Below are 26,482 nucleotides of genomic sequence, written 5' to 3'. Positions count from 1 at the left end.
TGATAATGCTTCAATGGAGAATTTTTTTGGAATTATGAAACAAGAAATGTATCATGGTGAGACATTAGTTTCTTATACAGAACTGAAACAAAAAATTAAGGGGTACATTGATTACTATAATAATGACAGAATAAAAGTAAAATTGGCTGGCTTAAGTCCAGTACAATACCGAACTCAAACCAACCTAATAGCAGTATAACTAAAACTCTAACTTTCAGGGGTCACTACCCATACTGAGTGGTTTTTTATTTCGTTAATATTCATTTCCCTATTATTCAGAGCCACTAGCTTCACTATGAATTTAGCAGACACTCAGCAAGAAAAGGTAGCCATTTTAACAATGACCCGCGTATCGTTCTTCACCTTACACTATTCTAAACGAATTTTTTCAGGCATCTAAAAATAGTTTTTTAATCTTTACACAAGCTGCCATATTGTTCGTTTTCTCCACATATACATAAACTAAATTCTTAGGGGGGAAGAGATGATGAAACATGCTATCCGTTTCTTGTTAATTTGTTTACTTGTCTTCACAATACCTATATCGATTATTGCCAATACAGATTCCTCTGAAGATGCCGTTAACCAGTGGTTAGAAACGTCTAATTCTCATTATAAAGAAGACTCTGTTTCCATTAAAGATAGTATTGATACCTCTAGCTATATAACTCGCAATGGGTCCGGAACAGAACTTGTAAACCTGCGCGTCTTAGCAATTGATTTTAAAGAGGTCAAGGATACCTTCTTCTCATTTAACCGTCACGATATTCTTTATTATGATGAACAAAACAATACGTTTCACTCCTCATCCATTGTTGAAAGAAATGATGAGATTACGGAATTATATCAAAAATACAATAGCGTCCCTAAAAAACAATTGAGTATTACTAGCTTACTGACCTTGATGCTCCTTATCTTTTTAACTATTTTTCTTATTCCAATTGCTTCTATGGTCTTTCACCCTAAAGCACCTTCAGACAGACCTTAACCAGAATCATTAAGAGGGAAGTATTTACCAAACTCTTTCCTTTGTCGTACCTACTACCTTAAGGCCATTTCCTCTTGCTTCATCAAGATTGGGAATGGTCATTTTTGTGCATCTAAGGCTCGCTCCCTATGCTTAGTAGTCGGTTTGGTCGCAAATCATGACCAACCATAGACTCTTCTGCTTCATCATAAATAGTAGCAAATGTTCATTGCTGAGATTTATCTTGAGAAACTTTTTAGCGCACATTTTGCAACTTCTTATAAAGTTTGAAAGCGTTAAGTCCACTCAATTTCATTGTTTAGAGAAAAATTTACAAAAAATTAAAGTATTTGGAATAATTTTCTATAGTTATTACTACTATTATGTTGTAAAATAGTACATAGGGATTATTTTTTGAATTATCAGAATTTTAAACCTCAACCATAACTCCCTCTTCTATCGAATCTTTGACTTAGCCTATAACACTTATTGATTGTGAAGTTATTTTTTGAAATAAGTAAATATATCGACTTTATTTCCGATAATAACCATAAAAGGGGGAGATTGAATGAGATCTTTAAAGCATCATCGAAGTGTTGTCAAAGGTTACCGTAGAGCCCAGCAAAGACAAGCCTTATTGGATGGATTTATAGACTTTCTTTTCATGATTTTTGGTATTTCTCTTATTACAGGGACACTCATCTTTCTTCTAACATACTGGTCGTATTAAGCTTCTTTTTTAGACACGAGGAAGGTGATCCAATTTGTCACCTTCTTCCATTATCTATTTCATTAAACGACTGCATGAGTCGGTTGAGTATTATACTTACTAATAAACATATCCGAATGTATTGCATATGTTTGCTTCACCTGTATTGCACGATACTTGTTTAATAACTTGTCCAATTCTTGACTACACATTACCGTTTTATCATGTGAAAAACCAAACTGAAGGGCTAATTGCAACATTTCTTGTCTTTTCAATTCAATTTTTTTCAATAATGCATCCATAGTTTTTATGATGTCTCCTTTTTGATTGCTACTTTTTACGGCAAAATTAATTATTACAAGAAATATTACAGAAAGATACCCTTTCGACAATGGTTTTCAAAACTAGTGACAATGAGACAAAATGAGCATTCATTCATTTTTATTTTTTTACAAAAATAACCTTACCGAAAGAAAATCCTCTCAGTAAGGTTTGCATTTATTCACCGTTTCTCCATCAAATTAATCCCTACCCCCATAAAGATGACACCCATTAACGTCAGCACACTAATGGGCATCATTAACTCTGTAAGCCCTAATCCGTAAATTGTCGCTCCTTTTAACGCTTCCATTCCATATGTGACAGGTACAAGCTTTGAAATAAATAAGATAACATCAGAAGACACAATTTCTAATGGCCAATACGCACCACCGATCATTGCCATGCTAACAAAGATGAACGGTACTAACGCATTAAATTGTTGGATGGTTTTTGAAAAAGATGTCAATAAAATCGACAGAGCCACGATTGAAAACACATAAGGAATTAACAAAATCAGCGTTTTAATAAAGCCTCCATAAAAATCCACCTCTGCAAAATAGTAAAAGACCAAGAATATTGCCGATACTTGAAAATACCCGAGAGCAAAACTAAATATAAGATTTGCCGTATACATTTGCCATTTTTTCACTGGTGAAAGAATGATTCTGTCCCAAATACCGTCACGTTTCTCTTCAAGGATATGAACCACACTATAGGCGATCGTATATAGAACGAAAAATAGCGAGAAACCGAAAACTCCTTGTAGCTTTGCATCGATTACAACACTGTCACTACCAAGAAAGCTTTCTTTTTCCACTGTAAATATTGGGTCTTCAATACTATTTTGAAATATTTCTTCAATTTCCTCTGTCCGATCTTGACCAGCCATGTTGTTGATTTCCCGTTTTTGCACATATGTTTGATAGACCGATTGAACATAATGCTGAATTAAATTAAAGTTTTGCGTTTCATTCACCCGAATAACGGTATAGGCATCTTCGTTCAATATAATACCTGCTTCTGCCTCCCCCTCACTTACGGCCTTATTAAGGTCTTCCAATGAGGTTTCCTTAAAAACAAATACATCAGATGCTTGTAAGTCTTCCATGAGCTCCAACGTTTCCGATTCAGTAAGGTTACTTTTGACGGGAACATAAATCTGTGGAGTCCCTTTCCCCATGAAATAGGCAAACATTATACAGACAAAAAACATAATGACAAACGTCCATGGTTTACGGATAAACAGTTGACACTTTGTAATTAAAATTCCTTTCATCATACCCCTCCCCTTTTAGGGAAACTAAAAACAGCAATCACGATCATCACAGCACCAAATATAGTCATCGTCCAAATCGGCTGCCCTACTTCTGCCAAACTATAACCTTGCAATGTTTGAAGAAGAGCAACCATCCCTGCTCCATTCGGTGTAAAGCTTCCCATCCTACTTAACAAATTCGAAATATTCGTAATCGGTACAAAGCTACCTCCTAAAAAGGCAAAAATCGTAACAAGTACGGTTGAAAAGAAGCTTGAAAATGTCTCTGAATTCATCCGATAGTTAATCGATGCTAGCAAAACAGCGATGCCACCGACTGCAAAACTTAACGCAACCATAATTACAAATAAATTGACCCAATTCGGCCATGTCACATTATAAATCACTGCGGAAAGTCCAAATAAAATGGAAAGCTGTAGAAAAGTTAAAATCATGCCTGCAAACATAATACTAAGCATATACGTCCATTTAGAAACATTAGCAAGCAAAATACGATCAAATACGTGCATTCTCTTTTCTTGATATGAAAACGAACTAATGTTTGATGCAATGTAAAGTACAAACATGACACTCATTCCCACTGTATAATAGCTTAGAGAAGAGACTGTTTCCCGTTCCTCCACTGATTGTACAGTCGTGTTAACATTTATCGCCTGAGAAAAATTCTCATCGATTAAATTGGCTTTTCCTAAATTTGTGATAAGAGTGTATTGTTTCTGAAAGTCCTTTAATACACCTTCTATAATATTAGAAGATAATGACTTCCCTTCATTTACATGTAATAGCAGTGTTGGTGTTTCTTCTTCATTCAGTAACATACTATTGAGCATTTGAAATGTATAGTCTTCAGGCACTTCTATGATGGCAGAATAACTTTTGTCTGCTTTTAATTCAGCTAACTCATCAATATCGTGACTTTCTACTTTAAAATATTCCTGAAATTTCTCATCCCCCAATACTTCTTCCTTCAAGGTCGTTATAGGTAAAAGCGTTTTCGCTGCTTGGGAGAGTTCCTGTTGGACCTCACCTGGAAACTCCGTTTTTGATAAACTATTCTTCCAATCTTCTAATTCTTTTTGTTCCATTCCATTTTCTATAATCGCAAGTTTACCCTCAATTGTAATCCCATTACTTTTCGTTAGACCACCGAGCGCAAGACCTAATATCGTAATTAATAAAAAGGGAAGCACTAAAAGAACAAAGAGTTCCCGTGGATTACGGATAAATAATAAGAGCTCTTTTCGAATAAATGTCCATAACATCGTTTCCCCCTCCTAATCCCGTAATGCTCGACCGGTTAAATGTAAAAAAACATCTTCTAACGTTGGCTTTTGTACGTCTACTGAGATTAGGTTCGTATTCGTTTCCTCTGCCATCTTAAATAACTTTCCGAACAGATGCACTTCTTTCGGCACGACTACTGAAACAGTTTGATCTTCAACCGTTAATCGTTGAATCACCGACTCTTCCCTTAGTTTGTCAATAAACGATTCTTCCATTGCTTCTACGGTCATCACAATGGTTTGCTCAGCAGACAAAATGGACTTGATTGCATCTTTTGTACCTGAAGCAATAATGTCTCCTTTATCCATAATATAAATTCGATCACACAGAAACTCGACTTCCTCCATGTAATGACTTGTGTATAAAATCGTCATATTTTCTTCTTTATTTAACTTTCTAACCGTCTCTAAAATATAATTTCTTGATTGGGGGTCAATACCGACGGTCGGTTCATCCATAATGAGAATTTCAGGATTATTTAATAGAGATACTCCTATATTTAACCGGCGCTTCATTCCCCCTGAAAAGGTTTTCACTACATCTTTTTGCCGGTCATTCAATCCAATTTTCTCCAAGACTTCATCTACTTTGTCTTTTAATTTCCTTCCTTTCATTCGATGAACTCGCCCAAAGAACTCTAAATTTTCTCTTGCCGTGAGGTCATAATACAAAGCAATATCTTGAGGAACGATCCCAAGTATTTTTCTCATCTTTCCGGGCCTTTTCAAAATGCTCTCTTGATTCAGACGGACGTCTCCACTAGTTGGTGTGATTAAGGAAGAAATCATCGAAATAGCCGTTGATTTCCCTGCACCGTTTGGACCGAGTAAACCAACTGTTTCTCCGCTCTCTAAGTACATGTTGATGTTATGAACAACATTATTTTGTTTATACCGCTTTGTAAGGTTCACCACTTCTATCATTAACGACACCTTCCTTTAGCTTTCTTATCTATACTTTATCGAAAACAAATAGAAAAGATCACTATCCTTCGTCACCAAATGAACCCTTTCACATGACCTCCGTCACTTTTAGCTCACCTCGACAAAAAAATGAGTTCATACTGACCGGATTCAAGTATCTTAATATCTACCTAGGAATAAACAACTCTATAGGGATGTTTTTCACTATGAAAAACCTGCGCACCGATTGCTTACTATGGATCTTTATGTTAGTTTCAAAAAAGACGATTTAACTTGGAAGGAGAGTTAAAATGGGGAATCTTCGTACACCTTGGTATCATTAGTAAGCTAAGGCGTTTACTGGTGGACTTTTTAAATGAAAAGAATCATCTAGATATACAATGTCTTCGTTTACTTATACCAATTCTATAACCATAAAAAAATAAATACATCATACATGGAAGAATGGGGATATTAGATGATTACATTAATGGAAATGAACGAAATAGAATTTAAGAAGTATGTAGATTTTATGATTCCTGAATATGCCAGGGAAGTGGTTAAAAACTTCGACCTTACAATGGAACAAGCTTTAGAAGAATCAAAAATGATGATAGATGGTCTGTTTACGGACGGGTTATGTACTTCAGGGCAATACTTGTTTACGATACGTGACGCTAACTCAAATGAAAAAATCGGTATACTTTGGTACCAACTTAATACAGAAACGAAACGCGCATTTTTGAACCATATTTATATTGACGAACCTAATAGAGGCAAAGGCTATGGATATAAAACACTAGAGAAGTTCCAACATAACTTAAAAGAAGCGGATATAAAATCGATTGGATTAAGTGTATTTGAAAGTAATGATGACGCTTATCGAATTTATAAGAAACTCGGATATTCAACAACGAGAAAAGACATGGAGATCATTCTCTAAGCAAATCGCTATAACAAAAAGACGTATTTCGTAATGAAGTACGTCTTTAACGTTTGAAGAAACTATTCTGTAATGAAATGAGTGGTGCTAGAATGATTGATTTTTTGGAGAAAATGCAAAAGGGAAGTATGACACAGCAGAGAGCTTATCGGGTAATCAAACAACTTGATATTTTTACTAAACTGAGCTCCTATACCCCTATTTTATGCGGGACCCTGCCCATTGGCATAGACATTGAAGGTTCAGATTTAGACATTATAATGAACGTACAAAGGTTAGACGATTTCGAAAGGCAAATCCACTCTCTTTACCATCATCATAATGAGTTTAGATTGAAAAGGACCGTCATTAGAGGAAAAGAAATCGTTAAAGCAAATTTCATCTATCAACAATTGGAGTTTGAATTATTTGGCCAAGCTCAACCTGTCCATCAACAATATGCCTACCTCCATATGATGATAGAAGAGGCTCTATTAAAAAAAATTCCTTACCTTAAAGAGAATGTCATGACACTCAAGAAGCAAGGATACAAGACAGAGCCTGCCTTTTGTAAAATTTTAGGAATTACAGGAGATCCCTATACAGAGCTTATCCAATTTGGAATTTCAGAAGGGATTATTAAAAACCCTTATTCAGAATAAAAAGCATTAAAAAGGTCAATCAAAGTCACGTTCACAATAATTGGCTTTCTTAACTAAATAAACAACACTTACCCTATTGAACTCCTTAAACAAGCCCCTGCTTTACTGCAAAAATAGCAAGTTGTGTTCGGTCACGGAGACCTAGTTTTTGTAAAATTTGAGTCAGGTGATTTTTCACTGTTCCAACGGATAGGTGCAGTAGTGTCGCGATTTCTTTATTCGTTTGTCCTTCTCCTACTAATTTGACAATGGATAATTCACGTGGTGTTAGTGACCATTCCCGAGTCGCTTCGTGTAGGTTTTCTTCTTTTTTCACAGGCCGATGAAGCAATCTTGGCATGACTTTCGCTGCCACTTCCTCGTGAATACTCATGCCTCCTTTAAGAATACTATGGACAGCACCAATAAGTTGCTGTCGATCAGACGTTTTTAAAAGAAATCCACTTGCACCGTCCTTTAACGCTCTCATCGCATATTCATCATCATTAAATGTTGTTAAAATCAAGATTTTGATATGCGGCCAGCGCTGTTTTATTTTTGATGTTGCTTCTAATCCATTCATGACAGGCATCCGAATATCCATTACCACAAGATCAATCAAATGATGTTCCAATTGCTGAATTGCTTCTTGACCATTTTCTCCTTCTGCTACAACCCTCAATTTTTCATCCTGCTCAAGCATGATCTTAAGCCCTTGACGTACAATCGCTTGATCTTCTACTAATAAAATGTTCACCATCTTATCCTCTCTCCTTTATTGGAAATGTGGCGTTTACAATAAAAGCCTGTTCAGTTTGGTAAACCCTTAAGGTCCCTTCTATTTCCTCTACTCTTCCTTTCATATTAGTCAAGCCGAAACCAAATTGAAATGGGACTTTTTCCACTAACATATTTTTGACAGTTACCTCAATATCTCCTATTGCTGTTCTGCCTAATAACACGTCTATTTTTCGTGAGTGGGAATGCTTCATCGCATTCGTTAACGATTCTTGGATAACTCTATATAAGACAATACTTTGTCTGGCGCTTAACTTAACGGAAAGAACTCCTTGCTTCGTGGTAAGCACAACTGATACATGGTTTTCTGATTCTAGCTTTCTGATTAATTCAATGACAGAGGAAATCCCTTCGACCTCTTCAGATTGTAACGTTTTTACAGCTTCTCTCGTCTCTTCTAAGCTTTCTTTCGCCAACGATTTTAAGCTGTTTACAACCGAAATATCCTTTGATTCCATTACGATTTCGATTTGCATTAACAATGCGGTTAACTTGTGTCCCACCGAGTCATGAATCTCTCTGGCAATTCTCGTTCGCTCTTCTAATCGAGCTGTTTTTTCATTTTCAAGTGTTCGGCGTTTCAATTGACGATACTCGTCTAATAGGTGGGAATATAGTTCTCTCGATTGACGAATGTCATAAAAAGAATGGTTTACAACAATCGAAAGAAAGAAATAGAGCATAAGGATAAAAAGCCATGTAACCGAAAATAGCTGCCAATAATAGACAAAAGCTAAAATGATAAGGCTTGTCGCTAAAACGAACATTCTAAATGCTTTTACTCTTAGCTGAAAAACGGCTTCTAGCAGTATGAATAAAAAGAGAGGAAGGAGAGATGAAAACGAATCAACTGAAGCTATCCATAAGATCAATGATAGAATTATATGTAACGCGAAATAAAGCACAAGCTTATATTTTGTTAATGGCATAAAAAAGTAAACTATTAAAAAGAGAGCATAACCAAATAATAAATAAGCAAGCACATCCGTTTGCCAATACGGATATAGAAAAGCCACCCACATCACCGTAAGAAAGGCAAACTTAATTAAAAAAAAACCATTAACATCCCCCCTCCTTCAACCTAACCAAAGAATGGAAGAAACGTCAATGGAAATATTTCATTACCTCATAACTAACGAAATGATGAACCACATCATCCCGAAACTAAACATCATCGCAATGGCAACGGCTATCACTAGTTGGTTGACCGTAAACCCTTTCAATGAATATTGATCCATACGATCTAGCTTGCGGTTTCGAATCATGGTGGTGAGGTTCAACAATATTCCTAATAATAGTGACGTCACAGTGATAAAAACGAAGAAATCTGTCTCTTGTAACCATATCCAATCAAATTCAGTAAGGGTGTTAGCGTTATAAGCCAGCACCAAAATAAGTACGATTATACTGATAAACTGCACCCGTTGTTGTTTTTTCCACTCTTCAGCCCCCAATTTTTCTTTCTCATACTCTAATATCCTTTTTTGCTTCTTTGAAAAGAATGTGAACGGCTCTTTCTTATAGAGAAAAAAAACAAGTTGAAATAAACTAAAGAATAAAGCTATAATAAACAACACTTTTAAAGAACTGCCTAAATATACCGTACCAAACAATATTCCTAAACCAATCAAGTAGCTACTATTTAACATAAAATATTGATACTTTCTTAGTTCACGCAACTCATGACGATCCACCTTTTCCCCTCCATTCCTAAAAGAACCCTTTAGTATTACATACGTATGTCATCATTATAAGATTCAATGATTCTCCCTTTGGACACTTCATTACAGTCAAACAATTGAAAGTAACAGTTCGAATACGCATAATATAAAGCAAAATATTTCCAAGTAAACAGATTCAAAAAACACAACAAGGCACTTTCTATTTTTTATTATTGAGCAAACATCCTGTTGAAATATTTGCTGGGTGTTTTTCTTGTTCCAGAATAGGGGCATCAGAAACGGTCTATAAAGTATCCCCTTATCATTATGCGAAAATCGAAGATTGAAAATAGCATGAAACTCTCTCAAAATACAAGCATAACACAAAGGTTTAAGGGTTTTTTTTTAAAATGGTACATTTATAAGCAATCAAAAACCCACTTGAAGTGGGCTTTATCGTTCACTACAACGAAATTCGTTTACATTTTTCTGGTTAGGAATTCGGAATAAAAAATTCCTTATTCAACAAAATAAGGAATAATCACCATATTCATTTACATCTATTCTAGCTCGACACCTATATTTTTTAATTGCTCTATTAAATACTTTCGTTTTACTCTACCTTCTTCTTAATGTTCAACTGGGAAGTATATACTATTCGATACAGTCTATGAATTTCAGATATTTGATGAAAGCTACGATTATGTAAAGGATGAATCAAATGTTGAATCTGGGGGAATAGGATATAACTTAAAATATCAAGATTCTGTTAGTGTTATATTTAGTGTATCAGAGATTAAGTAAACAGCAGGATACATACCTTAATCTAATCCTGAGGAATTCAACATAAAATAAAGTTAATATACTCTTTGGTCAAGAATTAAGAACATGTTTGGATTAATCATTAATCCAAACATGCTCTTTAAACAATTATCTATATTTCTAGAATTCACTTTTCTTTCGCTAGAATATTTTGGATATGGACGCATTCTATTTGAATACAAATGAAACAATCGCAGACATACTTTTTACTGCAAGTAGGTATGAATGACATTGGACTAAAGGAAGTATAAAGGATGTATAAATGGAGGGGATATCCATGTTTTCATTTCGTCCGATTGACTTATCAGTAGATACTGAAATTATTATTAAATACAGAAAAGACTCGTACAAAATTAGCTTCGGTGATGAAAGTATGTTTGGAAATAAAGAAGATTACTTAAAAAAAATCAATGAGACTGATAAGGTTTCCGGAAGGGTTAGTAATCGTAGAAAAAGGTGGTGTACCCATTGGCCAAATTGAACTTCAAATCAAAAAGATAGAAAATAAAGAGATAGGATATGTAAATCTGTTTTATCTAACTCCAGAATATAGAGAAAAGGGTTATGGTTCAATATTAATTGATTATGCAGAGAGCTATTTTTATAAACATAAGTTAAAAGAATATCAACTGAGAGTGTCTACTACAAATCAAAGAGCGATTCGGTTTTATAAAAAATATGGCTTTAATTTATTACGTATAGAAAAAGAAGAGACGGTACCTAGATATAGAATGAGAAAATGTTTAGCTTAATTTTTTTCAATTCGATGGTATAAAAGAATAAAAGGAATATGAAATAGCTTGTGAAGGGCTGCTAATAGAATGAACAAGTAAGAAGAATGATGTTGTTCAAAATGTTATATGGAAATAAAAGGAGAGGTTCTTTTGGAATTTACCACTAAAAGATTAACAATTAGGCCGTTTAAGAACAATGACTTACAAGACGTGTTTCACATTTATAATAACGATGAGACATGTAAGTATCTACTGCATGATAAATGGACACGTGAAAACATGCAGGAATCATTCGATAAAAAATTGAAGAATCGTTCCCTCACTAAAGAGACCAGCTTAAGTCTGGCCGTGGTGGACCGTACGAACGTTATTGGTGATTTATCTGTATGGTATACAGGAATGAAGGATACAGTTGAAATTGGATACTGCTTTTCTTCTGAAACTTCAGGTAAGGGCTATGCAACAGAAGCAGTGAGGCATTTAGTGAAATTATTATTTGATGAATTGGAGGTGCACCGTATCCAAGCCACCTTGGATGCAAGAAATTTGGCATCACAAAAGTTGTGTGAGCGAATAGGGATGAGAAAAGAAGCTCACTTCACACAGGATTTCTGGAGTAAGGGCGAATGGACAGATAGCATTGTGTACGGAATGCTCGTTTCAGATTTGGAAAGCGGAGGGCTATAGTAGAAATTACTGCAATTTGCATCTCCTAGAAAAGCAATAATACCTTTATATGGTATTATTATAATAATTCTTGTTGTAATAGGGAGAGTGTTGTTATGGGGAAATACCTTAACTTGAAATTATTCTCTTGCTAGTAGCGAAGGCTGCTATTAAGAGAGTAACAAGAGTAACCAATCCTTTTAGCGGTCTTTGCTTTTTCTTATAAATAATCTTAAGAAAGCAGGGGCAATTATGGGATATAAAAAGGCTAGTGATGTGTTACCGAATGAATTAGTGCTGATCATTCAAGAATATTTTGATGGCGATTACTTATATATACCAAGAAAAAAAGGAAATGAGCTTTCTTGGGGAGAAAAAAATGGGACAAAAAGAGCCCTTAAAGATAGAAACCTGAGTATCTTTCACCATTACATTAATGGAGCAACAAAGGGACAACTAGCAAAAGAGTACCACCTTTCAATAAAAAGTATTGAAAGAATCATTTATCAACAAAAAGAATAAGTTTCTTTACTAGTGCCTTATGCAACTTTATTACATAAGGCACTAGTTAGTGTGTCTCAAGATTACTACATAATTGTACTTTAGGAAGCCTAGCATTTCGAACGAGTATAAAATAGATGTAAGTAAATGTAAAGGAATGAAGGCTTATGAAGTACAAATTAAGGAAAAGAACAAAAGAAGATGTCAGTGAATTTATTACTTGGACATATGATGGCGTATATTCTTTTTATGATAATAACATTCAAAAGGAGAAAATCGACAGCTTCCTTCAAAGCATCGCTACTGATCGTTTTTACTCAGTCATCGATGATCAAGGGAATTTAATTGGCAATTGTGAGTTCTTTAATGTTGGGGAACTTACCGAAGAGGTTATAGCCGTAGGTGTTCAAATGAAGCCTTCTTTCACTGGAAAAGGAAAGGGCTTAAGGTTTATACGAGCAATTATTGAACAAGGGAGAGAACTAATCGGCTATGATCACTTAGAGCTGGCCGTTGTTGAATTTAATAAGCGGGCAATAAAAGTTTATGAAAAAGCAGGATTTAAACGAAAGGGAGACTTTCAAAACAATATAAGAGGCGAAAACTATAACTTCATCATAATGGAAAAGGATTGGTGATGTTCATTCCCTTATTGTAAAAAGTGCGCAGACCATCATAAGGTCAGCGCTTTTTACATTAGGTTTTATAGTAAAATATAGTAGATACATAAGGAGTGTGAACATATGAATATAAGAAACTCAGCAAAAGCGATCATAATTAGTGAAGAAAGTGTTTTATTAACCAAAAATCAAGATGATGAAGGATATTTTTATCTTTTCCCTGGTGGTGGACAAGAACATGGAGAGACCATTCATCACACATTAAAAAGAGAATGCATGGAAGAAGTAGGGAAAGAAGTGGAAATAGGAGAACTACTCCATGTTCGTGAGTATATAGGAAAAAACCATGAGCATTCTTCATTTGATTATATTATTCACCAAGTTGAATATTATTTTGTTTGTACTCTAGTAAATGAATTAAATATTGATAAATTACCTACTAATCCTGATAGTCACCAAGTTGGAATTGAATGGATTCCTATTAATGAACTATTTCAATATCGGATATATCCTAAAGAATTAAGGCAATATTTAATAAAATACTCTAATAATGAAAAATCCCCTGTATATTTAGGAGATATTAATTGAACTATCTTTTAACAAAGAGGGGTTTCAGTTAGCTTATAGCTTGAATTAGAGTCTTCGGCTATGAGTGGTCTATAGAAATAAGAAAACAGGAGAAGAAGTCGTTTGGATTAATTTCAAAACGACTTCTTTCTTTGTAATAGACAGTTTAATCAATCACCCTTTAGCTTACTGACTGAAGACTAAACATAACTATTTTGTACGACCAATAATCTTTATCCACTCATCGATGCCCTTTATTCTGCTCCAAGTTTTTGTTGCTCTTTGGTAATTTGATTCACGTCGATTCGTTCAAATAAAGGTTGAACATGATTGATACAAATCTTATTGATCGTGGTGTAAGACCAATTCCAGTCTTCTTCTATTCCTAACTGTTGACGCAATGTCTCACAAGAATCTGGTAAAAATGGAGCTAATAAATTCGCTAAGTTTCTAATCCATTGCACACATGTTGCTAATATTTGAATGCATATTTCTTTATCTTCCTTAAAGGTCTGCCACGGTTTCTTTTCATCAAAATACTTATTTCCTTCCCTTACATACTGAAAAATCCTGTCTAACGCTTGCTTCGTTTCTCCCTTTTCTATTCGCTTCCCCGCTTCTTCGTAAACCTTTTTCGTACGACTTGGAAAAGTCTCTTCTAACAAAACGGGTGGAAGTTCACCATTAAACGACTTTTCAATAAACTTCAATGTTCGATTAACAAAATTTCCAAATGCACCTAAAAGTTCACTATTATGACTATAAATAAACTCTCGCCATGAAAAATCGGCGTCTCCCTTATCCGGAGCATTGCTCGTTAAGAAATAACGAATGGAGTCAGGATGATAGGTATTAAGTAAATCCGGAACCCAAATGGCCCAATTTCGACTTGTCGAAATTTTCTTTTTCTCAATGGTTACATATTCACTTGAAACAATATGCGTCGGGAGTTGTAAACCCTCTAAACCCAATAATAGAGCTGGCCAAATGACTGTATGAAATGGAATATTATCTTTCCCATGAATATAGTACGAGGAAATCGTTTGCTCCCAAAACGGGCGCCAATCTTCTCCTACTCTCTCGCTCCATTGCTTCGATGCAGACAAATAGCCTGAAACCGCTTCGATCCATACATATATTTTTTTATCCAGAAACCCTTCAACTGGGACAGGAATTCCCCATTCTAAATCTCGCGTTACAGCACGATCGACTAGTCCTTCTTCTAAATAACGTCGCGTCAGTTGAACGGCATTGCTCCGCCAATGATGCTTTTCTCTTTCTAATAGTTTTTCTATTTTATCTTGAAAGGATGAGAGTGAAAAATAGTATTGCTCAGTATTTTTTAAAACAGGCTCCGTCCCACAAAGCTTACAGCGTTTTTGTTCTAAATCCGCCGGATCTAAAATTGTTGAGCATGCATCACATTGGTCCCCTCTCGCAGGCTCATCACAAACGGGACACACCCCTTCTACATACCGATCTGGCAAAAACTTCGCACAAGATGGACAATACGTTTGTTGTTCGTCCTTCACATATAAATATCCCTTTTCCAGTAGCGTTAAAAAGATTCGTTGAACCTCATGATGGTGACGTTCCTCATCCGTTCTTGTATACAGATCATAAGAAAAACCAAGCCTTTGAAAACATTGGACAAATTCCTCATGGTATCTTGTCGCAATCTCCTTTGGCTCTACCCCCTCTTTCTGAGCTGAAATGACAATCGGTGTTCCATGACAATCACTCCCCGACACATACAGTACTCTTTCACCCTTTTGGCGGTAATACCTTGCAATAATATCTCCCGGTAGTAAGCTAGCAATATGACCAACATGTAAGGAGCCATTTGCATAAGGCCAAGCTCCCCCAATAAAAATTGTCATAACAACATCCTCCTTAAATGAAATGCATAGGCGCCCGTTTAGTGGCGTATAAACTAGACCCGCTCCGCACGAGATATAGGAAACACGACGAAGCACATGCAAGTCGGTGTTGACTTATCGTAAGGAGGAGAGGGATAGTTTTCTAGACACTGGGCGCCGGCGCTGGACATCGAAAAGCGTAGACGGCTAGATCTGGGGCGACAGGCAACTGACGCTGCACGCAGAAGGTCCTGACCTTCGGAGTGGAGTGGCCAGTTGACCCCGAGACACAAGCCGACGAAGCTGGACACTACGAAATGCATAGATGCCCGATTAGCGGCGTATAAACTAGATCCGCTCCGCACGAGATATAGGAAACACGACGAAGCACATGCGAGTCGATGTTGACTTATCGTAAGGAGGAGAGGGATAGTTTTCTAGACACTGGGCATCGACGCTGGGCATCGAAAAGCGTAGACGGCTAGATCTGGGGCGACAGGCAACTGACGCTGCACGCAGAAGGTCCTGACCTTCGGAGTGGAGTGGCCAGTTGACCCCGAGACACAAGCAGACGAAGCTGGACACTACGAAATGCATAGATGCCCGATTAGCGGCGTATAAACTAGATCCGCTCCGCACGAGATATAGGAAACACGATGAGCATCGGAAGCTTAATGCTTCAGGCGTTAGAGAATCGTTTCAGACATCTTTACTCTCCAACATAAAAAACCCCCGCCCTAAACACAATGTTAAAGGGCGAGGGTTTACTCGCGGTACCACCTTATTTTACTCATAGCTCACACTATTAGTCTCATCAAGTACGGAGCCCTATAGCTCTTATACTGTGACGTTGGTAACGGGCGCCAACTCCCGTCGTATCCTACTAGTAATTTCATTACGTTCAGTACGCTGCTCCGTGACCATTTTCAGTTCAATCCTCTTTGCTTCTTTTCAGCTACCGAAGCTCTCTTTGAAAGGCGGACTTAAACTTACTCTTCACATCATCGCTTTTGTTCTATTATACACACAAAAATGGAAATGTGAAGGGGAAGTTCTCCACCATAGCTTTATGATGATTTCTCACACAAATACTTTCTTTCTCAATCATTTATGTTAATATGTAAGTTTCAGCGCGGATATACTATATGGTAACGAATGAAGGAGCGTAAAAATATATGAATCTCTATAAAACAATGTTTTATTTACTCGGGCTTTTCACTATTTCTTTCGGTATAACCTTGACTATTAAAGCTGATTTAGGAGCTGGCGCATGGGATGCACTTAATGTTGGATTGTCTACAACCGTTGGACTAACCGTAGGAACGTGGGTCATCATCGTTGGGGCTATTCTGATCTTTGTGAATGCCTTTTTATTACAAAAACGACCAGACTTTTTAGCTTTTATTACTGTCTTTCTTGTTGGTTTTTTTATTGATTTTTGGCTGGTCTATGCCTTAAAGGATTGGTTTCCTGAAGGGTTTTACCTAAAGCTCGTTCTCTTGTTACTGGGACTATTCATCCTTTCACTTGGTATCGCTACATATTTACAAGCAAATTACCCTCTTATCCCTATCGATAATTTTATGATGGCAATTAGAGAACGATTTAACCTTAGATTGAGTCTAGCCAAAACAATAGGGGAACTAACAGCACTTGTAATGGCTTTTATTTTCCAAGGGCCTATCGGAATTGGGACGATTATCATTACATTCGCAATCGGTCCTTGCATTCAGTTTTTCTTTCCAAAAATGGAAGCTTTATTCACTAGGTTCATACAAAAAACAGCTTCATAAATAATATGAAATAATCTTATTAGAGCAGTGTTAAGTAAAGGATATGTTTACATATAGTTCTGCTTCACTAGTTATAGAAAACCCCCTAAAGAGAGAACTCTATAGGGGGTTCGCATAATTAGAAGCTTGCTGCTAATTCTTTTGCTTTTGCTGTCGCTTTTTCTAAGATGACCTCTGCCTCTGCAGGAGCTTGTGCCATTCCTTCTGTTACAATTACGTTGAAATCCTTCACACCTATGAAGCCCATAACTACTTCAAGGTAGCTTGCTGTATGCTGCATAGCAGCAGTTGGTCCTTCAGAGTGAACTCCACCACGAGCTTCAAGTAATACCACTTGTTTATCTCCTGCTAAGCCCACCGGACCATTTTCTGTATATTTAAACGTTTTACCTGCTACAGAAATTGCATCAATATATGCTTTCAGTAATGGAGGGAAACCAAAGTTCCACATTGGCGCTGAGAAAACAACTTTATCTGCTGCTAAGAATTGATCAACTAATTCACCTAAACGCGTTACTTTTGTTGATTCAGATGCTGTTAATTCCGCTCCCTCTGCTAGCTTACCCCAAGCAGTTAATACTTCTTGATCGATAACTGGAATCGATTCATTGTATAAATCGAGTGTAGTAACCTCAGCTGTTGGATTTTTCTCCTTGTATGCCTCAATAAATGAGTTCGCTAATCGTGCTGAATAAGAAGTCTCATCTGCCTTTGGGTTTGATTTTACATATAATACGTTTGTCATGTTATTCTCTCCCTTTCTTTTATCCTTAATTAATATATTTTTAATTCGAGATTTCATCTCAAAAAAAATGGACGGAATCATATGTCACTCTCCTTAATTGAAGTCCATCAACTTCAAGTTACTAATCACCTGACTGAAAAGTACTTGTAAACCTCTAAGAGGAAACCCCCAAAGAGAGAACTCTATAGGGGGCTCTTATAATTAAAAGCTTGCTGCTAATTCTTTTGCTTTTGCTGTCGCTTTTTCTAAGATGGCCTCTGCCTCTGCAGGAGCTTGTGCCATCCCTTCCGTTACGATTACGTTGAAATCTTTCACACCTATGAAGCCCATAACCGCTTCAAGGTAGCTTGCTGTATGCTGCATAGCCGCAGTTGGTCCTTCAGAGTGTACTCCACCACGAGCTTCAAGTAACACAACTTGCTTGTCTCCAGCTAAGCCCACCGGACCATTTTCTGTATATTTAAACGTTTTACCTGCTACAGAAATAGCATCAATATAAGCCTTTAGTAATGGAGGGAAACCAAAGTTCCACATTGGCGCTGAGAAAACAACTTTATCTGCTGCTAGGAATTGATCAACTAATTCACCTAAACGCGTTACTTTTGTAGCTTCAGATACTGTTAATTCCGCTCCCTCGGCTAGCTTACCCCAAGCAGTTAATACTTCTTGATCGATAACTGGAATCGATTCTTTGTATAAATCGAGTGTAATGACCTCAGCTGTTGGATTTTTTTCTTTGAATGCCTCAATAAATGAGTTGGCTAATCGTGCTGAATAAGAAGCTTCATCTGCCTTTGGATTAGATTTTACATATAGTACGTTTGTCATGTTAGTCTCTCCCTTTCTTTTATCCTAATTATATATATTTTTATTTCGAGATTTCTACCCAAAAAAATGGTCAAAATCATATATCACTCTTCTTTAATGAAGTATCTCAACTTCGAGATAATTATAACCCGACTAAATACTACTTGTAAACCTTTTTTTCAAAAAAAATTTTATTTACATTAATGAAGCTGCTTTCTTCTTCGTTTTCGATATTTACTTAGTCCATATGCAAAGGTCAAAATGATAAACGCAATGAGTAGATAAGTTTGGTACGAAACAATTTGTTCAATTACCGCATCCTTATCCCCTTCATAAAATTGACCGACACTTAACAATAAAAAAGTAGATGGAGCAATTCCGAGCATTGTTAATAGAGTGTACTTACTAAGGTTCATTTTGGACATACCAGCGAGGAAAGGAACGACGTTTCCAAAATGAAGCGGGCTAGCAATCGCTACTCCCCATATACCATACCGCCCAAAAGTTATTCTTGTTTTTTCTAACTTCTCACGGTTTTCTTTACTCAATTTCAGCTCAACCGAATGACCTAATCGATAGCCGATAAAATAAGGAAGGTAGCTGCCGAGTGCATAAAACATACTTCCTAATATCGAAATTAGACCAACACTAAGCCACGATAATTCTAACACAAATCCTACGGTAACAATAAAGAACGTCCCTATAAATGGGAAAGCGCTGCCCTCAATGAACAAAGATAAAAAAATCCCCCATACGCCCCACTCATCAATATGGTTCAAAAACATTTCAGCCAACCTACTCACCTCAATATAAGAAGATTTCATCTACTATCTACCTTATGTACTTCAACAGAAAGCTGTCTACATCTAGAGGTGGAAAGAATCGTCTGGAATTTAGAAAATGTATTATACATTTTATCATGGATGAGGTGTCCAGAGGCTACGTAAAACCTTACAAAATAATTGGTACCTTCATACTTATTCAGCAGAATATACATTATGAAACATAGGTTCAACATCTTCACAATGTTGTGGTTTTCGTAGGAATGTTACAAACATCATAATGGAAAACACCCCATTATTCAATCGGCAGAAGTGTATTTATCGCTTCATTTTCTTATTCTCCTTTGTATCTTAGCACGACACCTATTTACAACACAGCTAACAGAAAGGCTTTATGTCCACAAAATTAACCCAAGTTCAAACATGGCTACAAAAAAAACTTCTCGAAGATAAACTTTTCTTATATCTTCGAGAAGGCATTTATCGTTAGTTCATAGTGAAGAGTCTTTATTCAGTGATATCTACATTATGATACACTTGTTGAACATCTTCTAATTCTTCCAAGGCGTCAATCATTTTTTCAAATTGCGCTAGCGTATCCGCCGAAAGAGTAACATCACTTTGAGGTAGCATCGTAAGTTCAGCAACAGTGAAATCTGTTACTCCGCTATTTTTCAATGCTTCTTGCACTGCATGAAATTGGTCAGGTTCAGCATAGATAATAACAGTATCTTCTTCTTCAAAGATATCTCGAGCATCCACATCTGCCTCCATCAATATTTCAAGTACATCATCTGCTGTTTTTCCGTCAAGGCCAATAACCGCTGTTGCATCAAACATATACGCAACAGAACCACTCACACCCATATTTCCACCATTTTTCCCAAAGGCTGCACGCACTTCGGATGCTGTACGATTCACGTTATTCGTTAAGGCATCAACGATGACCATAGACCCGTTAGGACCAAAGCCTTCATAGCGAAGCTCATCATAGTTTTCTTCAGATCCACCTTTTGCTTTTTCAATCGCACGATCAATAATATGCTTTGGCACACTGTATGTTTTCGCTCGTTCTAATACAACTTTTAACGCTTGATTCGATTCTGGGTTCGGTTCGCCTTGCTTTGCTGCGACATATATTTCACGACCAAATTTAGCATATATACGGCTTGTGTTGGCATCTTTTGACGCTTTTTTTTCTTTTATGTTGTTCCACTTACGACCCATTTTATCCACACTCGCTTTCTTCTTGAATCAATGTCTTCCCATTACTTCTGTAATTGATTCGTTCACCTTTTTTCATAGATTATTATACATCAAATTGATCAAGAGTTTCGAGTTTTCGCATCATAATAATAAAACGAAAGCATATCTATAGATTATCGTCATCCCTGTTCCTTTTTACATTTAGGTGGAAATTATTCCAAAAAACACTTGATATAAGATTATATGTTTGTTAAAATGAATCCCAATTAAAGCACACAAATTCGTTGATGAGAAAGAGTAACGTTTCGTCTTGATCCACAGAGAGCTGACATATTGGTGCAAGTCAGTGTTTGAGTGTAACGTGAAAATCCTCTCTGAGAAGTTAGGCTGAATAGTAGTAAGTCTAACCGGGTGTCTACCGTTAAAAGGAACACGTATGATTGTACGTTGCTAAGTGCTATTGATCGGATCAATAGAATTAGGGTGGTATCGCGGTAACCCCGTCCCTTTCTTGGGACGGGGTTTTGTGTGCTTTTTTAATCTTATATAGGAGCGATATCCATGAACTCTAACGAAAAGAAAGAATTAGAAACGGTTGTCCAGCGTGAGGAACGTATACGCAACTATTGGAATGAGGCTAATACCTTTAAACAATCCGTTCAATTAAGAGACGGTAAAACGCCGTTTGTCTTTTATGAAGGACCTCCAACTGCAAATGGTCTTCCCCATGTTGGTCATGCTTTCGGACGAACGGTAAAAGATGTCGTAGCTCGTTATAAAACAATGAAAGGCTTTCAAGTAGAGAGAAAGGCCGGCTGGGATACACATGGACTTCCCGTTGAACTGGGCGTTGAAAAGCAACTCGGAATCTCAGGAAAACAAGAGATTGAACAATATGGTGTGGAGAAATTTATTGATAAGTGCCGAGAAAGTGTCTTCGCTTACGAGAAGGTATGGCGTTCATTTACTGAAGAGCTTGGCTATTGGGTAGATATGGATCGTCCTTATCTAACCTTAAGCAATGAGTACATTGAAAGTGTATGGAATATTTTAAGTACCGTTCACAAGGATGGACGATTGTATAAAGGACATCGCGTTTCCCCTTATTGTCCTAGTTGCCAAACATCTTTAAGCTCGCACGAAGTAGCACAGGGCTACAAAGATGTAAAAGATTTATCGGCTACCGTAAAGTTCAAACGGCTTAACAAGAAAGAGGAATATTTCTTAGGTTGGACGACAACACCGTGGACATTGCCAGCAAACGTTGCCCTTGCCATGAATCCAACGCTAACTTATGTACGTGCAAGAAAAGAAAATGTGACCTATATCGTCGCCAAATCATTAGTGGATAAAGTGCTCGGCGAAAATATAACCGTGTTAAGTGAACATAGTGGCCATGAATTTGAGGGAGAACGATACGAACCTCCTTTTAACTATGTGGCTGTAGAGAAAGGACACAAAATAGTATTAGCAGATTATGTGACAGTAGATAGCGGTACAGGTGTTGTCCATATTGCCCCAGCTTACGGCGAAGATGACTATAGAACCGTCCAGCAAAACCACCTATCCTTTATTAATGTCGTCGATCAGCAGGGGCGTTATACGAATGAGGTGGTTGAGCTATCAGGAAAATTTGTCAAGGACTGTGATGTCGACATCATCAAAATGCTTTCTGAACTTGGATTACTTTATCACAAAGAGAAATATGAACACAGTTATCCACATTGTTGGAGATGTGACTCCCCACTGCTTTATTATGCAACGGATAGCTGGTTTATCAATATGAAGTCTATAAAGGAAGAAATGCTTGCAAACAACGGAACGGTTAGCTGGTATCCAGAGCATATGAAAGATGGACGATTTGGCCATTTTCTTGATAATCTTATGGACTGGAATATAAGTAGGAACCGTTACTGGGGTACACCTTTAAATGTATGGAGATGTTCTCACTGTCGCCACGAGGAAGCGCCGCGCAGTATTGCAGAGCTACAAAAGATAGCAACAACCCAGCTCAGGAGCGATATTGAGTTGCATAAGCCCTACATTGATGAAGTGAAGTGTACATGTCCCAAATGTAATGAGGTTATGGAGAGAACACCAGAAGTGATCGATGTGTGGTTTGATAGCGGTTCGATGCCATTTGCACAACATCACTACCCATTCGGATCTATCGAAAAATTCCAATCCCAATTTCCAGCAGATGTCGTCATTGAAGGGGTTGATCAAACGAGGGGTTTTTTCTACAGCCTGCTTGCTGTATCTAGTTTATTTACAGGAAAAGCGCCCTATAAAAACGTCTTATCACTTGGACATATTCTCGACGAAAACGGGCAAAAAATGTCCAAAAGTAAAGGAAATGCTTTAGAACCTGTTAGCCTCATAAAGGAATATGGTGCTGATGCACTTCGCTGGGCATTCTTAGTCGATAGTTCACCATGGAATTCTAAACGTTTTTCCAAAAAAATCGTTCAAGATGCTAAATCAAAATTGGTTGATACGTTAAATAATACGTATAAGTTTTATGACCTATACTCAAAAATTGACGGGTTTAACTATGATAGACACCATATAGAAAAGAGAGATCTTTTAGACAAATGGATTCTTTCACGCCTTCACCATACAATGAAGGTTGTTAATAGCTTTATGGATCAATATCAATTTACACTCGCTACACGTGAGATTGCCTCTTTCGTTGACGAATTAAGCAACTGGTATGTAAGGAGATCAAGGACTCGTTTTTGGGCATCTGGCCTGTCAGAAGATAAACGAGCAGCCCATTCCACACTGTTTGAAGCACTGACAACGATTAGTCGCTTGCTAGCTCCTTTCGTACCGTATGTTTCAGAAGATATACACTTGAAGTTACATCAAGAAAGCGTTCATTTACAAGACTATCCAACTGCAAACGAATCCATGATTATCCCTGCTTTAGAAGCGGATATGCAATCGATTTTAAAAATAGTGGAACTAGGCCGGAGTATTCGGAACACAAAAAGCATTAAGGTTAAACAACCATTGCAGCAAATTGTCGTTTGGAATAATGAAGAAAAACAGCTATTACATGATTATAATACAATCATAAAGGACGAATTAAATATAAAAGAGATTCTTTTTACTAAAGACTTATCCTTGTACAACTCGGCAGTCCTTAAATTAAATTTTAAAACGGCAGGTGCTGCATTTGGGAAGCGGGTAAATGCAGTCAAAACATATGTTAGTCGTCTAAATGAAATAGAAAAGCAACGCTTCTTAGACAACGGGCAGCTAACCATAACGATTGAGGACCAAACCGTAACGTTACTAAAAGAGCATATCCACGTTGAATATGTCGTTTCCTCTGGCTTCGAGATAGCGGGTGACAACCAGTTAAAGGTCCTAGTAGATACAAAACTCTCACCTGATTTAATTGACGAAGGTCAAGTTAGAGAACTAATTAGAGCAGTACAAGATACACGAAGAAAAATCAATTTACCTGTTGAAAGCTATATCTCAATCACCATTTCAGCAACTGAGGATACAAGAAAAATCATTCAGCGCTTTGAAAGCCTAATAAAAGAAAATGTTCTTGTTCAGCACCTCCACTTTGACAACTTACCAGAATCCGAACAACTACTCAAAGTGAAATTTGGAGATGAATGGATTAATGTTTCTTTAAAGTTGTCCTAACAAGAACGATGATTGCAAAAATAAATTCAACTAAAACCAACCTCTTAGGAATAGTATTCCTGAGAGGTTTTTTTTAAACAAACGTTTGATTACTACTCGTTTCCTACTTATAAATAAAAGGAATATCGTACACCTGAACAAAACTCTGTTCATATGAAAGACCCTCTAGTCTTTTTTACTTCTTTTCTACTTCAAATTGTGTTAATGTAATAACTTGCACAGCAAACATCCCTACTCTTCGATTAACGTGAGTGTAGATTACTAAACATTTTTCTTCTGTCCCCCACCAATTTCATCTAATGGATGAAATACTTGCTTTCACTACATTCTTTTTATAAGCACCTGCTCTACCTTGTCTATACGTATGCTCAATTAAAGACACATAAGAATAAATGGCTCAATTTTTAGTCACGTACGAATGATGTCTATAAGTTTTCAATAGGTTATTTCCCCTCACTTTTAGAGTCCTCATTCCTACGTTTTAAGGAAGCCCATTGACCATTTCCTTCAAGTGGCTTTTCTCAAAGAGCTCAAGAAAATCCATACGCTATTGGACGTTTCCTTCTTATCGTAATAAGTGAACACGTTCAATAACAAGGATAACAAAACAATCTACTATAAAGAGTAGTCTAATGATGTAATGATTAAATTGTTTGCACCTCAAAAAAGACATTTAAAAGAGTACTCATCTTTATTCAATCGATTTTTAATAAAAGGATTTAAATTGAGATTCCATTCCAACAAAAGGGGGATAATGTAATGTCATATAGAAAAAATACTGACGCTAAAGAAATTCAATCCGATCAATTACAAAGCTATATTGATCATCCAGAAAAGCAACAAATGTTATATCGTCGAACATTGATTATCATCGTCATTTCACAAATATTTGGAGGAGCTGGACTTGCAGCTGGAATAACCGTTGGCGCTCTCCTTGCGCAAGACATGCTTGGCACGGATAGTTTTGCAGGGATTCCCGTTGCATTGATTACTTTGGGATCTGCTTTATCCGCTCTACTTGTAGGACGGATTTCTCAACGGTTTGGACGACGCTTTGGACTCACGGCAGGATTCTTTGCTGGTGGTCTCGGAGGGTTTGGAATTGTGATATCAGCGGCAATCAATAATATTTTCCTGTTTTTCCTATTCCTTTTCATTTATGGAGCTGGAACCGCAACAAACCTACAGGCACGTTATGCAGGTACAGACCTTGCAAAACCTAAGCAGCGAGGAACCGCAATCAGTGTGGCATTGGTCTCCACAACATTAGGGGCAGTAGCCGGTCCAAACTTGGTGGATGTAATGGGTGATTTTGCTACGTCAATAGGCTTCGCTGCTCTATCGGGCCCTTTCATTCTATCTGGAGTTGCCTTCACCCTAGCTGGCCTGGTGCTATTAATCTTCCTGCGTCCTGACCCTTTCAATGTCGCAAAAGCGATTTCCAAAATGAAGGAAACAGAAGAAAGTGAACAGCCAGAAACAACTTCTCAATCGCAAGCAATCAACAAACGAGGAATTATCGCCGGGACAACCATTATGGTCTTAACACAAATAGTGATGGTTGCCATTATGACTATGACCCCTATCCATATGGGGAATAATGGACATGACTTAACCAAAATAGGACTCGTCATCGGTTTTCACATAGGAGCAATGTACCTACCATCTCTCGTCACAGGAATTCTTGTCGATAAAATTGGGCGTATCGGAATGGCCGTTGCTGCAGGTGCTACTTTACTCGCTGCTGGCGGTCTCGCGGCAGTCGCACCTGCTGATTCACTAATAGGCCTCATTATTGCTCTTTCATTGCTCGGACTTGGCTGGAATTTTGGTTTAATTAGTGGAACAGCACTCATCATCGATTCGACAGACCTTTCTACACGAGCTAAGACGCAAGGATCTGTTGATGTCTTGATTGCTTTGGCTGGTGCATCTGGAGGAGCACTATCTGGTATGGTTGTAGCACATTCCAGTTATACAACACTTTCCTTGACCGGAGGCATTTTATCACTACTACTCATCCCCTTTTTATTTTGGTTCCGTAGCAATCAAAAGGGTGGATCTAAAGTATCTGGGAAGCTAGGTACAAATGATTCTTAATTTTTTTCTTTTAATTATGTATACATTCTTGAAACACCCCTCAGTTGAACACTATAATGAAAGCCAACTTCCTTATTTTTTGGGAGTTGGCTTTTTGTAGCTCAATAAATAAATATCCGCGAATATACATAGT

The 26,482-nt window shown here is 37.1% G+C and carries 26 protein-coding genes and 2 other annotated features; of the genes, 14 read left to right on the top strand and 12 right to left on the bottom strand.

Annotated features, from left to right (window positions below; genetic code table 11):
- From WAK64_RS20240 to WAK64_RS20230, 3 genes are all read left to right on the top strand, one after another.
- Nucleotides 1-199 (top strand): integrase core domain-containing protein (locus tag WAK64_RS20240; protein ID WP_336584870.1); only part of this gene is annotated, 199 nt, incomplete at its 5' end.
- A gap of 285 nt (nucleotides 200-484) precedes the next feature.
- The gene (locus WAK64_RS20235) at nucleotides 485-988 is read left to right on the top strand and encodes a hypothetical protein (protein WP_336588813.1); all 504 of its coding nucleotides are present in this window, start codon (nucleotides 485-487) and stop codon (nucleotides 986-988) included.
- A 547-nt stretch (nucleotides 989-1,535) separates the two neighbouring features.
- Complete coding sequence (locus tag WAK64_RS20230) at nucleotides 1,536-1,697, top strand: hypothetical protein (RefSeq protein WP_336588812.1); 162 nt, start codon at nucleotides 1,536-1,538, stop codon at nucleotides 1,695-1,697.
- 62 nt (nucleotides 1,698-1,759) lie between these two features.
- Here WAK64_RS20230 and WAK64_RS20225 read toward each other — a convergent pair whose 3' ends face one another.
- The 4 genes from WAK64_RS20225 to WAK64_RS20210 form a co-directional block, all read right to left on the bottom strand.
- A complete protein-coding gene (locus WAK64_RS20225; protein WP_336588811.1) occupies nucleotides 1,760-1,978 on the bottom strand; it encodes an aspartyl-phosphate phosphatase Spo0E family protein in 219 nt (72 codons plus the stop codon).
- A gap of 200 nt (nucleotides 1,979-2,178) precedes the next feature.
- On the bottom strand, nucleotides 2,179-3,276 hold the full coding sequence (locus tag WAK64_RS20220) for an ABC transporter permease (protein ID WP_336588810.1): 1,098 nt from the start codon (nucleotides 3,274-3,276) through the stop codon (nucleotides 2,179-2,181).
- Entirely contained in the window at nucleotides 3,273-4,535 is a 1,263-nt protein-coding gene (locus WAK64_RS20215) for an ABC transporter permease (RefSeq protein WP_336588809.1), read from the bottom strand. Before WAK64_RS20215 ends, WAK64_RS20220 begins: the two co-directional genes overlap by 4 nt.
- Nucleotides 4,536-4,547: 12 nt before the next feature.
- Nucleotides 4,548-5,480: an ABC transporter ATP-binding protein gene (locus tag WAK64_RS20210; protein WP_336588808.1), complete on the bottom strand. Its 933-nt coding sequence runs from the start codon at nucleotides 5,478-5,480 to the stop codon at nucleotides 4,548-4,550.
- A 457-nt stretch (nucleotides 5,481-5,937) separates the two neighbouring features.
- Between WAK64_RS20210 and WAK64_RS20205 the strand changes: the two genes are divergently transcribed.
- Nucleotides 5,938-6,402 (top strand): GNAT family N-acetyltransferase, encoded by a 465-nt coding sequence (locus WAK64_RS20205; protein WP_336588807.1) that lies wholly within the window; start codon nucleotides 5,938-5,940, stop codon nucleotides 6,400-6,402.
- 92 nt (nucleotides 6,403-6,494) lie between these two features.
- Nucleotides 6,495-7,043 (top strand): DUF4269 domain-containing protein, encoded by a 549-nt coding sequence (locus WAK64_RS20200; RefSeq protein WP_336588806.1) that lies wholly within the window; start codon nucleotides 6,495-6,497, stop codon nucleotides 7,041-7,043.
- An 85-nt stretch (nucleotides 7,044-7,128) separates the two neighbouring features.
- Here WAK64_RS20200 and WAK64_RS20195 read toward each other — a convergent pair whose 3' ends face one another.
- From WAK64_RS20195 to WAK64_RS20185, 3 genes are all read right to left on the bottom strand, one after another.
- On the bottom strand, nucleotides 7,129-7,782 hold the full coding sequence (locus tag WAK64_RS20195; RefSeq protein ID WP_336588805.1) for a response regulator transcription factor: 654 nt from the start codon (nucleotides 7,780-7,782) through the stop codon (nucleotides 7,129-7,131).
- Nucleotide 7,783: 1 nt separating this feature from the next.
- The gene (locus WAK64_RS20190) at nucleotides 7,784-8,836 is read right to left on the bottom strand and encodes a sensor histidine kinase (RefSeq protein ID WP_336588804.1); all 1,053 of its coding nucleotides are present in this window, start codon (nucleotides 8,834-8,836) and stop codon (nucleotides 7,784-7,786) included.
- A gap of 105 nt (nucleotides 8,837-8,941) precedes the next feature.
- Nucleotides 8,942-9,514 carry a hypothetical protein gene (locus tag WAK64_RS20185; protein WP_336588803.1) on the bottom strand — a complete coding sequence of 191 codons (573 nt, stop codon included), beginning with the start codon at nucleotides 9,512-9,514 and terminating at the stop codon, nucleotides 8,942-8,944.
- 1,066 nt (nucleotides 9,515-10,580) lie between these two features.
- Between WAK64_RS20185 and WAK64_RS20180 the strand changes: the two genes are divergently transcribed.
- From WAK64_RS20180 to WAK64_RS20155, 6 genes are all read left to right on the top strand, one after another.
- Nucleotides 10,581-10,784: a hypothetical protein gene (locus WAK64_RS20180; RefSeq protein ID WP_336588815.1), complete on the top strand. Its 204-nt coding sequence runs from the start codon at nucleotides 10,581-10,583 to the stop codon at nucleotides 10,782-10,784.
- Entirely contained in the window at nucleotides 10,714-11,055 is a 342-nt protein-coding gene (locus WAK64_RS20175) for a GNAT family N-acetyltransferase (protein WP_336588802.1), read from the top strand. Before WAK64_RS20180 ends, WAK64_RS20175 begins: the two co-directional genes overlap by 71 nt.
- A gap of 132 nt (nucleotides 11,056-11,187) precedes the next feature.
- The gene (locus WAK64_RS20170) at nucleotides 11,188-11,724 is read left to right on the top strand and encodes a GNAT family N-acetyltransferase (protein ID WP_336588801.1); all 537 of its coding nucleotides are present in this window, start codon (nucleotides 11,188-11,190) and stop codon (nucleotides 11,722-11,724) included.
- Between the two features lie 231 nt (nucleotides 11,725-11,955).
- The gene (locus WAK64_RS20165; protein WP_336588800.1) at nucleotides 11,956-12,225 is read left to right on the top strand and encodes a CD3324 family protein; all 270 of its coding nucleotides are present in this window, start codon (nucleotides 11,956-11,958) and stop codon (nucleotides 12,223-12,225) included.
- A 146-nt stretch (nucleotides 12,226-12,371) separates the two neighbouring features.
- Entirely contained in the window at nucleotides 12,372-12,842 is a 471-nt protein-coding gene (locus tag WAK64_RS20160; RefSeq protein WP_336588799.1) for a GNAT family N-acetyltransferase, read from the top strand.
- 105 nt (nucleotides 12,843-12,947) lie between these two features.
- Nucleotides 12,948-13,412: an NUDIX domain-containing protein gene (locus WAK64_RS20155; RefSeq protein WP_336588798.1), complete on the top strand. Its 465-nt coding sequence runs from the start codon at nucleotides 12,948-12,950 to the stop codon at nucleotides 13,410-13,412.
- A gap of 233 nt (nucleotides 13,413-13,645) precedes the next feature.
- On the opposite strand, the gene metG is transcribed toward WAK64_RS20155, so the two are convergent.
- Nucleotides 13,646-15,271 carry a methionine--tRNA ligase gene (metG, locus tag WAK64_RS20150; RefSeq protein ID WP_336588797.1) on the bottom strand — a complete coding sequence of 542 codons (1,626 nt, stop codon included), beginning with the start codon at nucleotides 15,269-15,271 and terminating at the stop codon, nucleotides 13,646-13,648.
- A 728-nt stretch (nucleotides 15,272-15,999) separates the two neighbouring features.
- Nucleotides 16,000-16,264 (bottom strand) — a binding site (T-box leader).
- A gap of 161 nt (nucleotides 16,265-16,425) precedes the next feature.
- On the opposite strand from metG, the gene WAK64_RS20145 reads away from it, so the two are divergent.
- On the top strand, nucleotides 16,426-17,043 hold the full coding sequence (locus WAK64_RS20145) for a YczE/YyaS/YitT family protein (RefSeq protein ID WP_336588796.1): 618 nt from the start codon (nucleotides 16,426-16,428) through the stop codon (nucleotides 17,041-17,043).
- A gap of 118 nt (nucleotides 17,044-17,161) precedes the next feature.
- Here WAK64_RS20145 and WAK64_RS20140 read toward each other — a convergent pair whose 3' ends face one another.
- The 4 genes from WAK64_RS20140 to WAK64_RS20125 all read right to left on the bottom strand — a co-directional run bounded on the left by WAK64_RS20140 (nucleotide 17,162) and on the right by WAK64_RS20125 (nucleotide 20,604).
- Nucleotides 17,162-17,788 (bottom strand): FMN-dependent NADH-azoreductase, encoded by a 627-nt coding sequence (locus tag WAK64_RS20140; protein WP_336588795.1) that lies wholly within the window; start codon nucleotides 17,786-17,788, stop codon nucleotides 17,162-17,164.
- Nucleotides 17,789-17,989: 201 nt separating this feature from the next.
- A complete protein-coding gene (locus WAK64_RS20135; RefSeq protein ID WP_336588794.1) occupies nucleotides 17,990-18,616 on the bottom strand; it encodes an FMN-dependent NADH-azoreductase in 627 nt (208 codons plus the stop codon).
- Between the two features lie 179 nt (nucleotides 18,617-18,795).
- Nucleotides 18,796-19,419, bottom strand: a complete 624-nt coding sequence (locus WAK64_RS20130) for a DedA family protein (RefSeq protein WP_336588793.1) — start codon at nucleotides 19,417-19,419, stop codon at nucleotides 18,796-18,798.
- A 465-nt stretch (nucleotides 19,420-19,884) separates the two neighbouring features.
- A complete protein-coding gene (locus WAK64_RS20125) occupies nucleotides 19,885-20,604 on the bottom strand; it encodes a YebC/PmpR family DNA-binding transcriptional regulator (protein ID WP_336588814.1) in 720 nt (239 codons plus the stop codon).
- A gap of 254 nt (nucleotides 20,605-20,858) precedes the next feature.
- Nucleotides 20,859-21,094: a binding site (T-box leader), on the top strand.
- A gap of 50 nt (nucleotides 21,095-21,144) precedes the next feature.
- Here WAK64_RS20125 and ileS point away from each other — a divergent pair.
- Together ileS and WAK64_RS20115 are read left to right on the top strand one after the other, a co-directional pair.
- Nucleotides 21,145-24,249: an isoleucine--tRNA ligase gene (ileS, locus tag WAK64_RS20120; RefSeq protein WP_336588792.1), complete on the top strand. Its 3,105-nt coding sequence runs from the start codon at nucleotides 21,145-21,147 to the stop codon at nucleotides 24,247-24,249.
- A 759-nt stretch (nucleotides 24,250-25,008) separates the two neighbouring features.
- On the top strand, nucleotides 25,009-26,349 hold the full coding sequence (locus WAK64_RS20115; RefSeq protein ID WP_336588791.1) for an MFS transporter: 1,341 nt from the start codon (nucleotides 25,009-25,011) through the stop codon (nucleotides 26,347-26,349).
- Nucleotides 26,350-26,482 lie beyond the last annotated feature (133 nt).

The sequence above is a fragment of the Bacillus spongiae genome (genome assembly GCF_037120725.1).
Classification (GTDB): Bacteria; Bacillota; Bacilli; order Bacillales; family Bacillaceae_K; genus Bacillus_CI; species Bacillus_CI spongiae.
The sequence above is the reverse complement of the archived record's forward strand: the minus strand, read 5'-3'. Positions and strand labels throughout refer to the sequence as shown.

What these genes read in the sequence shown, in the direction of transcription:
- WAK64_RS20215 (WP_336588809.1), bottom strand. Translation starts at nt 4,535, where the DNA reads ATGTTATGGACATTTATTCGAAAAGAGCTCTTATTATTTATCCGTAAT.
- metG (WP_336588797.1), bottom strand. Translation starts at nt 15,271, where the DNA reads ATGACAATTTTTATTGGGGGAGCTTGGCCTTATGCAAATGGCTCCTTA.
- WAK64_RS20165 (WP_336588800.1), top strand. Translation starts at nt 11,956, where the DNA reads ATGGGATATAAAAAGGCTAGTGATGTGTTACCGAATGAATTAGTGCTG.
- WAK64_RS20175 (WP_336588802.1), top strand. Translation starts at nt 10,714, where the DNA reads ATGAGACTGATAAGGTTTCCGGAAGGGTTAGTAATCGTAGAAAAAGGT.
- WAK64_RS20195 (WP_336588805.1), bottom strand. Translation starts at nt 7,782, where the DNA reads ATGGTGAACATTTTATTAGTAGAAGATCAAGCGATTGTACGTCAAGGG.
- WAK64_RS20130 (WP_336588793.1), bottom strand. Translation starts at nt 19,419, where the DNA reads ATGAAATCTTCTTATATTGAGGTGAGTAGGTTGGCTGAAATGTTTTTG.
- WAK64_RS20125 (WP_336588814.1), bottom strand. Translation starts at nt 20,604, where the DNA reads ATGGGTCGTAAGTGGAACAACATAAAAGAAAAAAAAGCGTCAAAAGAT.
- WAK64_RS20225 (WP_336588811.1), bottom strand. Translation starts at nt 1,978, where the DNA reads ATGGATGCATTATTGAAAAAAATTGAATTGAAAAGACAAGAAATGTTG.
- WAK64_RS20115 (WP_336588791.1), top strand. Translation starts at nt 25,009, where the DNA reads ATGTCATATAGAAAAAATACTGACGCTAAAGAAATTCAATCCGATCAA.
- WAK64_RS20145 (WP_336588796.1), top strand. Translation starts at nt 16,426, where the DNA reads ATGAATCTCTATAAAACAATGTTTTATTTACTCGGGCTTTTCACTATT.
- WAK64_RS20230 (WP_336588812.1), top strand. Translation starts at nt 1,536, where the DNA reads ATGAGATCTTTAAAGCATCATCGAAGTGTTGTCAAAGGTTACCGTAGA.
- WAK64_RS20140 (WP_336588795.1), bottom strand. Translation starts at nt 17,788, where the DNA reads ATGACAAACGTATTATATGTAAAATCAAACCCAAAGGCAGATGAGACT.
- WAK64_RS20235 (WP_336588813.1), top strand. Translation starts at nt 485, where the DNA reads ATGATGAAACATGCTATCCGTTTCTTGTTAATTTGTTTACTTGTCTTC.
- WAK64_RS20205 (WP_336588807.1), top strand. Translation starts at nt 5,938, where the DNA reads ATGATTACATTAATGGAAATGAACGAAATAGAATTTAAGAAGTATGTA.
- WAK64_RS20210 (WP_336588808.1), bottom strand. Translation starts at nt 5,480, where the DNA reads ATGATAGAAGTGGTGAACCTTACAAAGCGGTATAAACAAAATAATGTT.
- ileS (WP_336588792.1), top strand. Translation starts at nt 21,145, where the DNA reads ATGAACTCTAACGAAAAGAAAGAATTAGAAACGGTTGTCCAGCGTGAG.
- WAK64_RS20155 (WP_336588798.1), top strand. Translation starts at nt 12,948, where the DNA reads ATGAATATAAGAAACTCAGCAAAAGCGATCATAATTAGTGAAGAAAGT.
- WAK64_RS20200 (WP_336588806.1), top strand. Translation starts at nt 6,495, where the DNA reads ATGATTGATTTTTTGGAGAAAATGCAAAAGGGAAGTATGACACAGCAG.
- WAK64_RS20220 (WP_336588810.1), bottom strand. Translation starts at nt 3,276, where the DNA reads ATGATGAAAGGAATTTTAATTACAAAGTGTCAACTGTTTATCCGTAAA.
- WAK64_RS20135 (WP_336588794.1), bottom strand. Translation starts at nt 18,616, where the DNA reads ATGACAAACGTACTATATGTAAAATCTAATCCAAAGGCAGATGAAGCT.
- WAK64_RS20160 (WP_336588799.1), top strand. Translation starts at nt 12,372, where the DNA reads ATGAAGTACAAATTAAGGAAAAGAACAAAAGAAGATGTCAGTGAATTT.
- WAK64_RS20180 (WP_336588815.1), top strand. Translation starts at nt 10,581, where the DNA reads ATGTTTTCATTTCGTCCGATTGACTTATCAGTAGATACTGAAATTATT.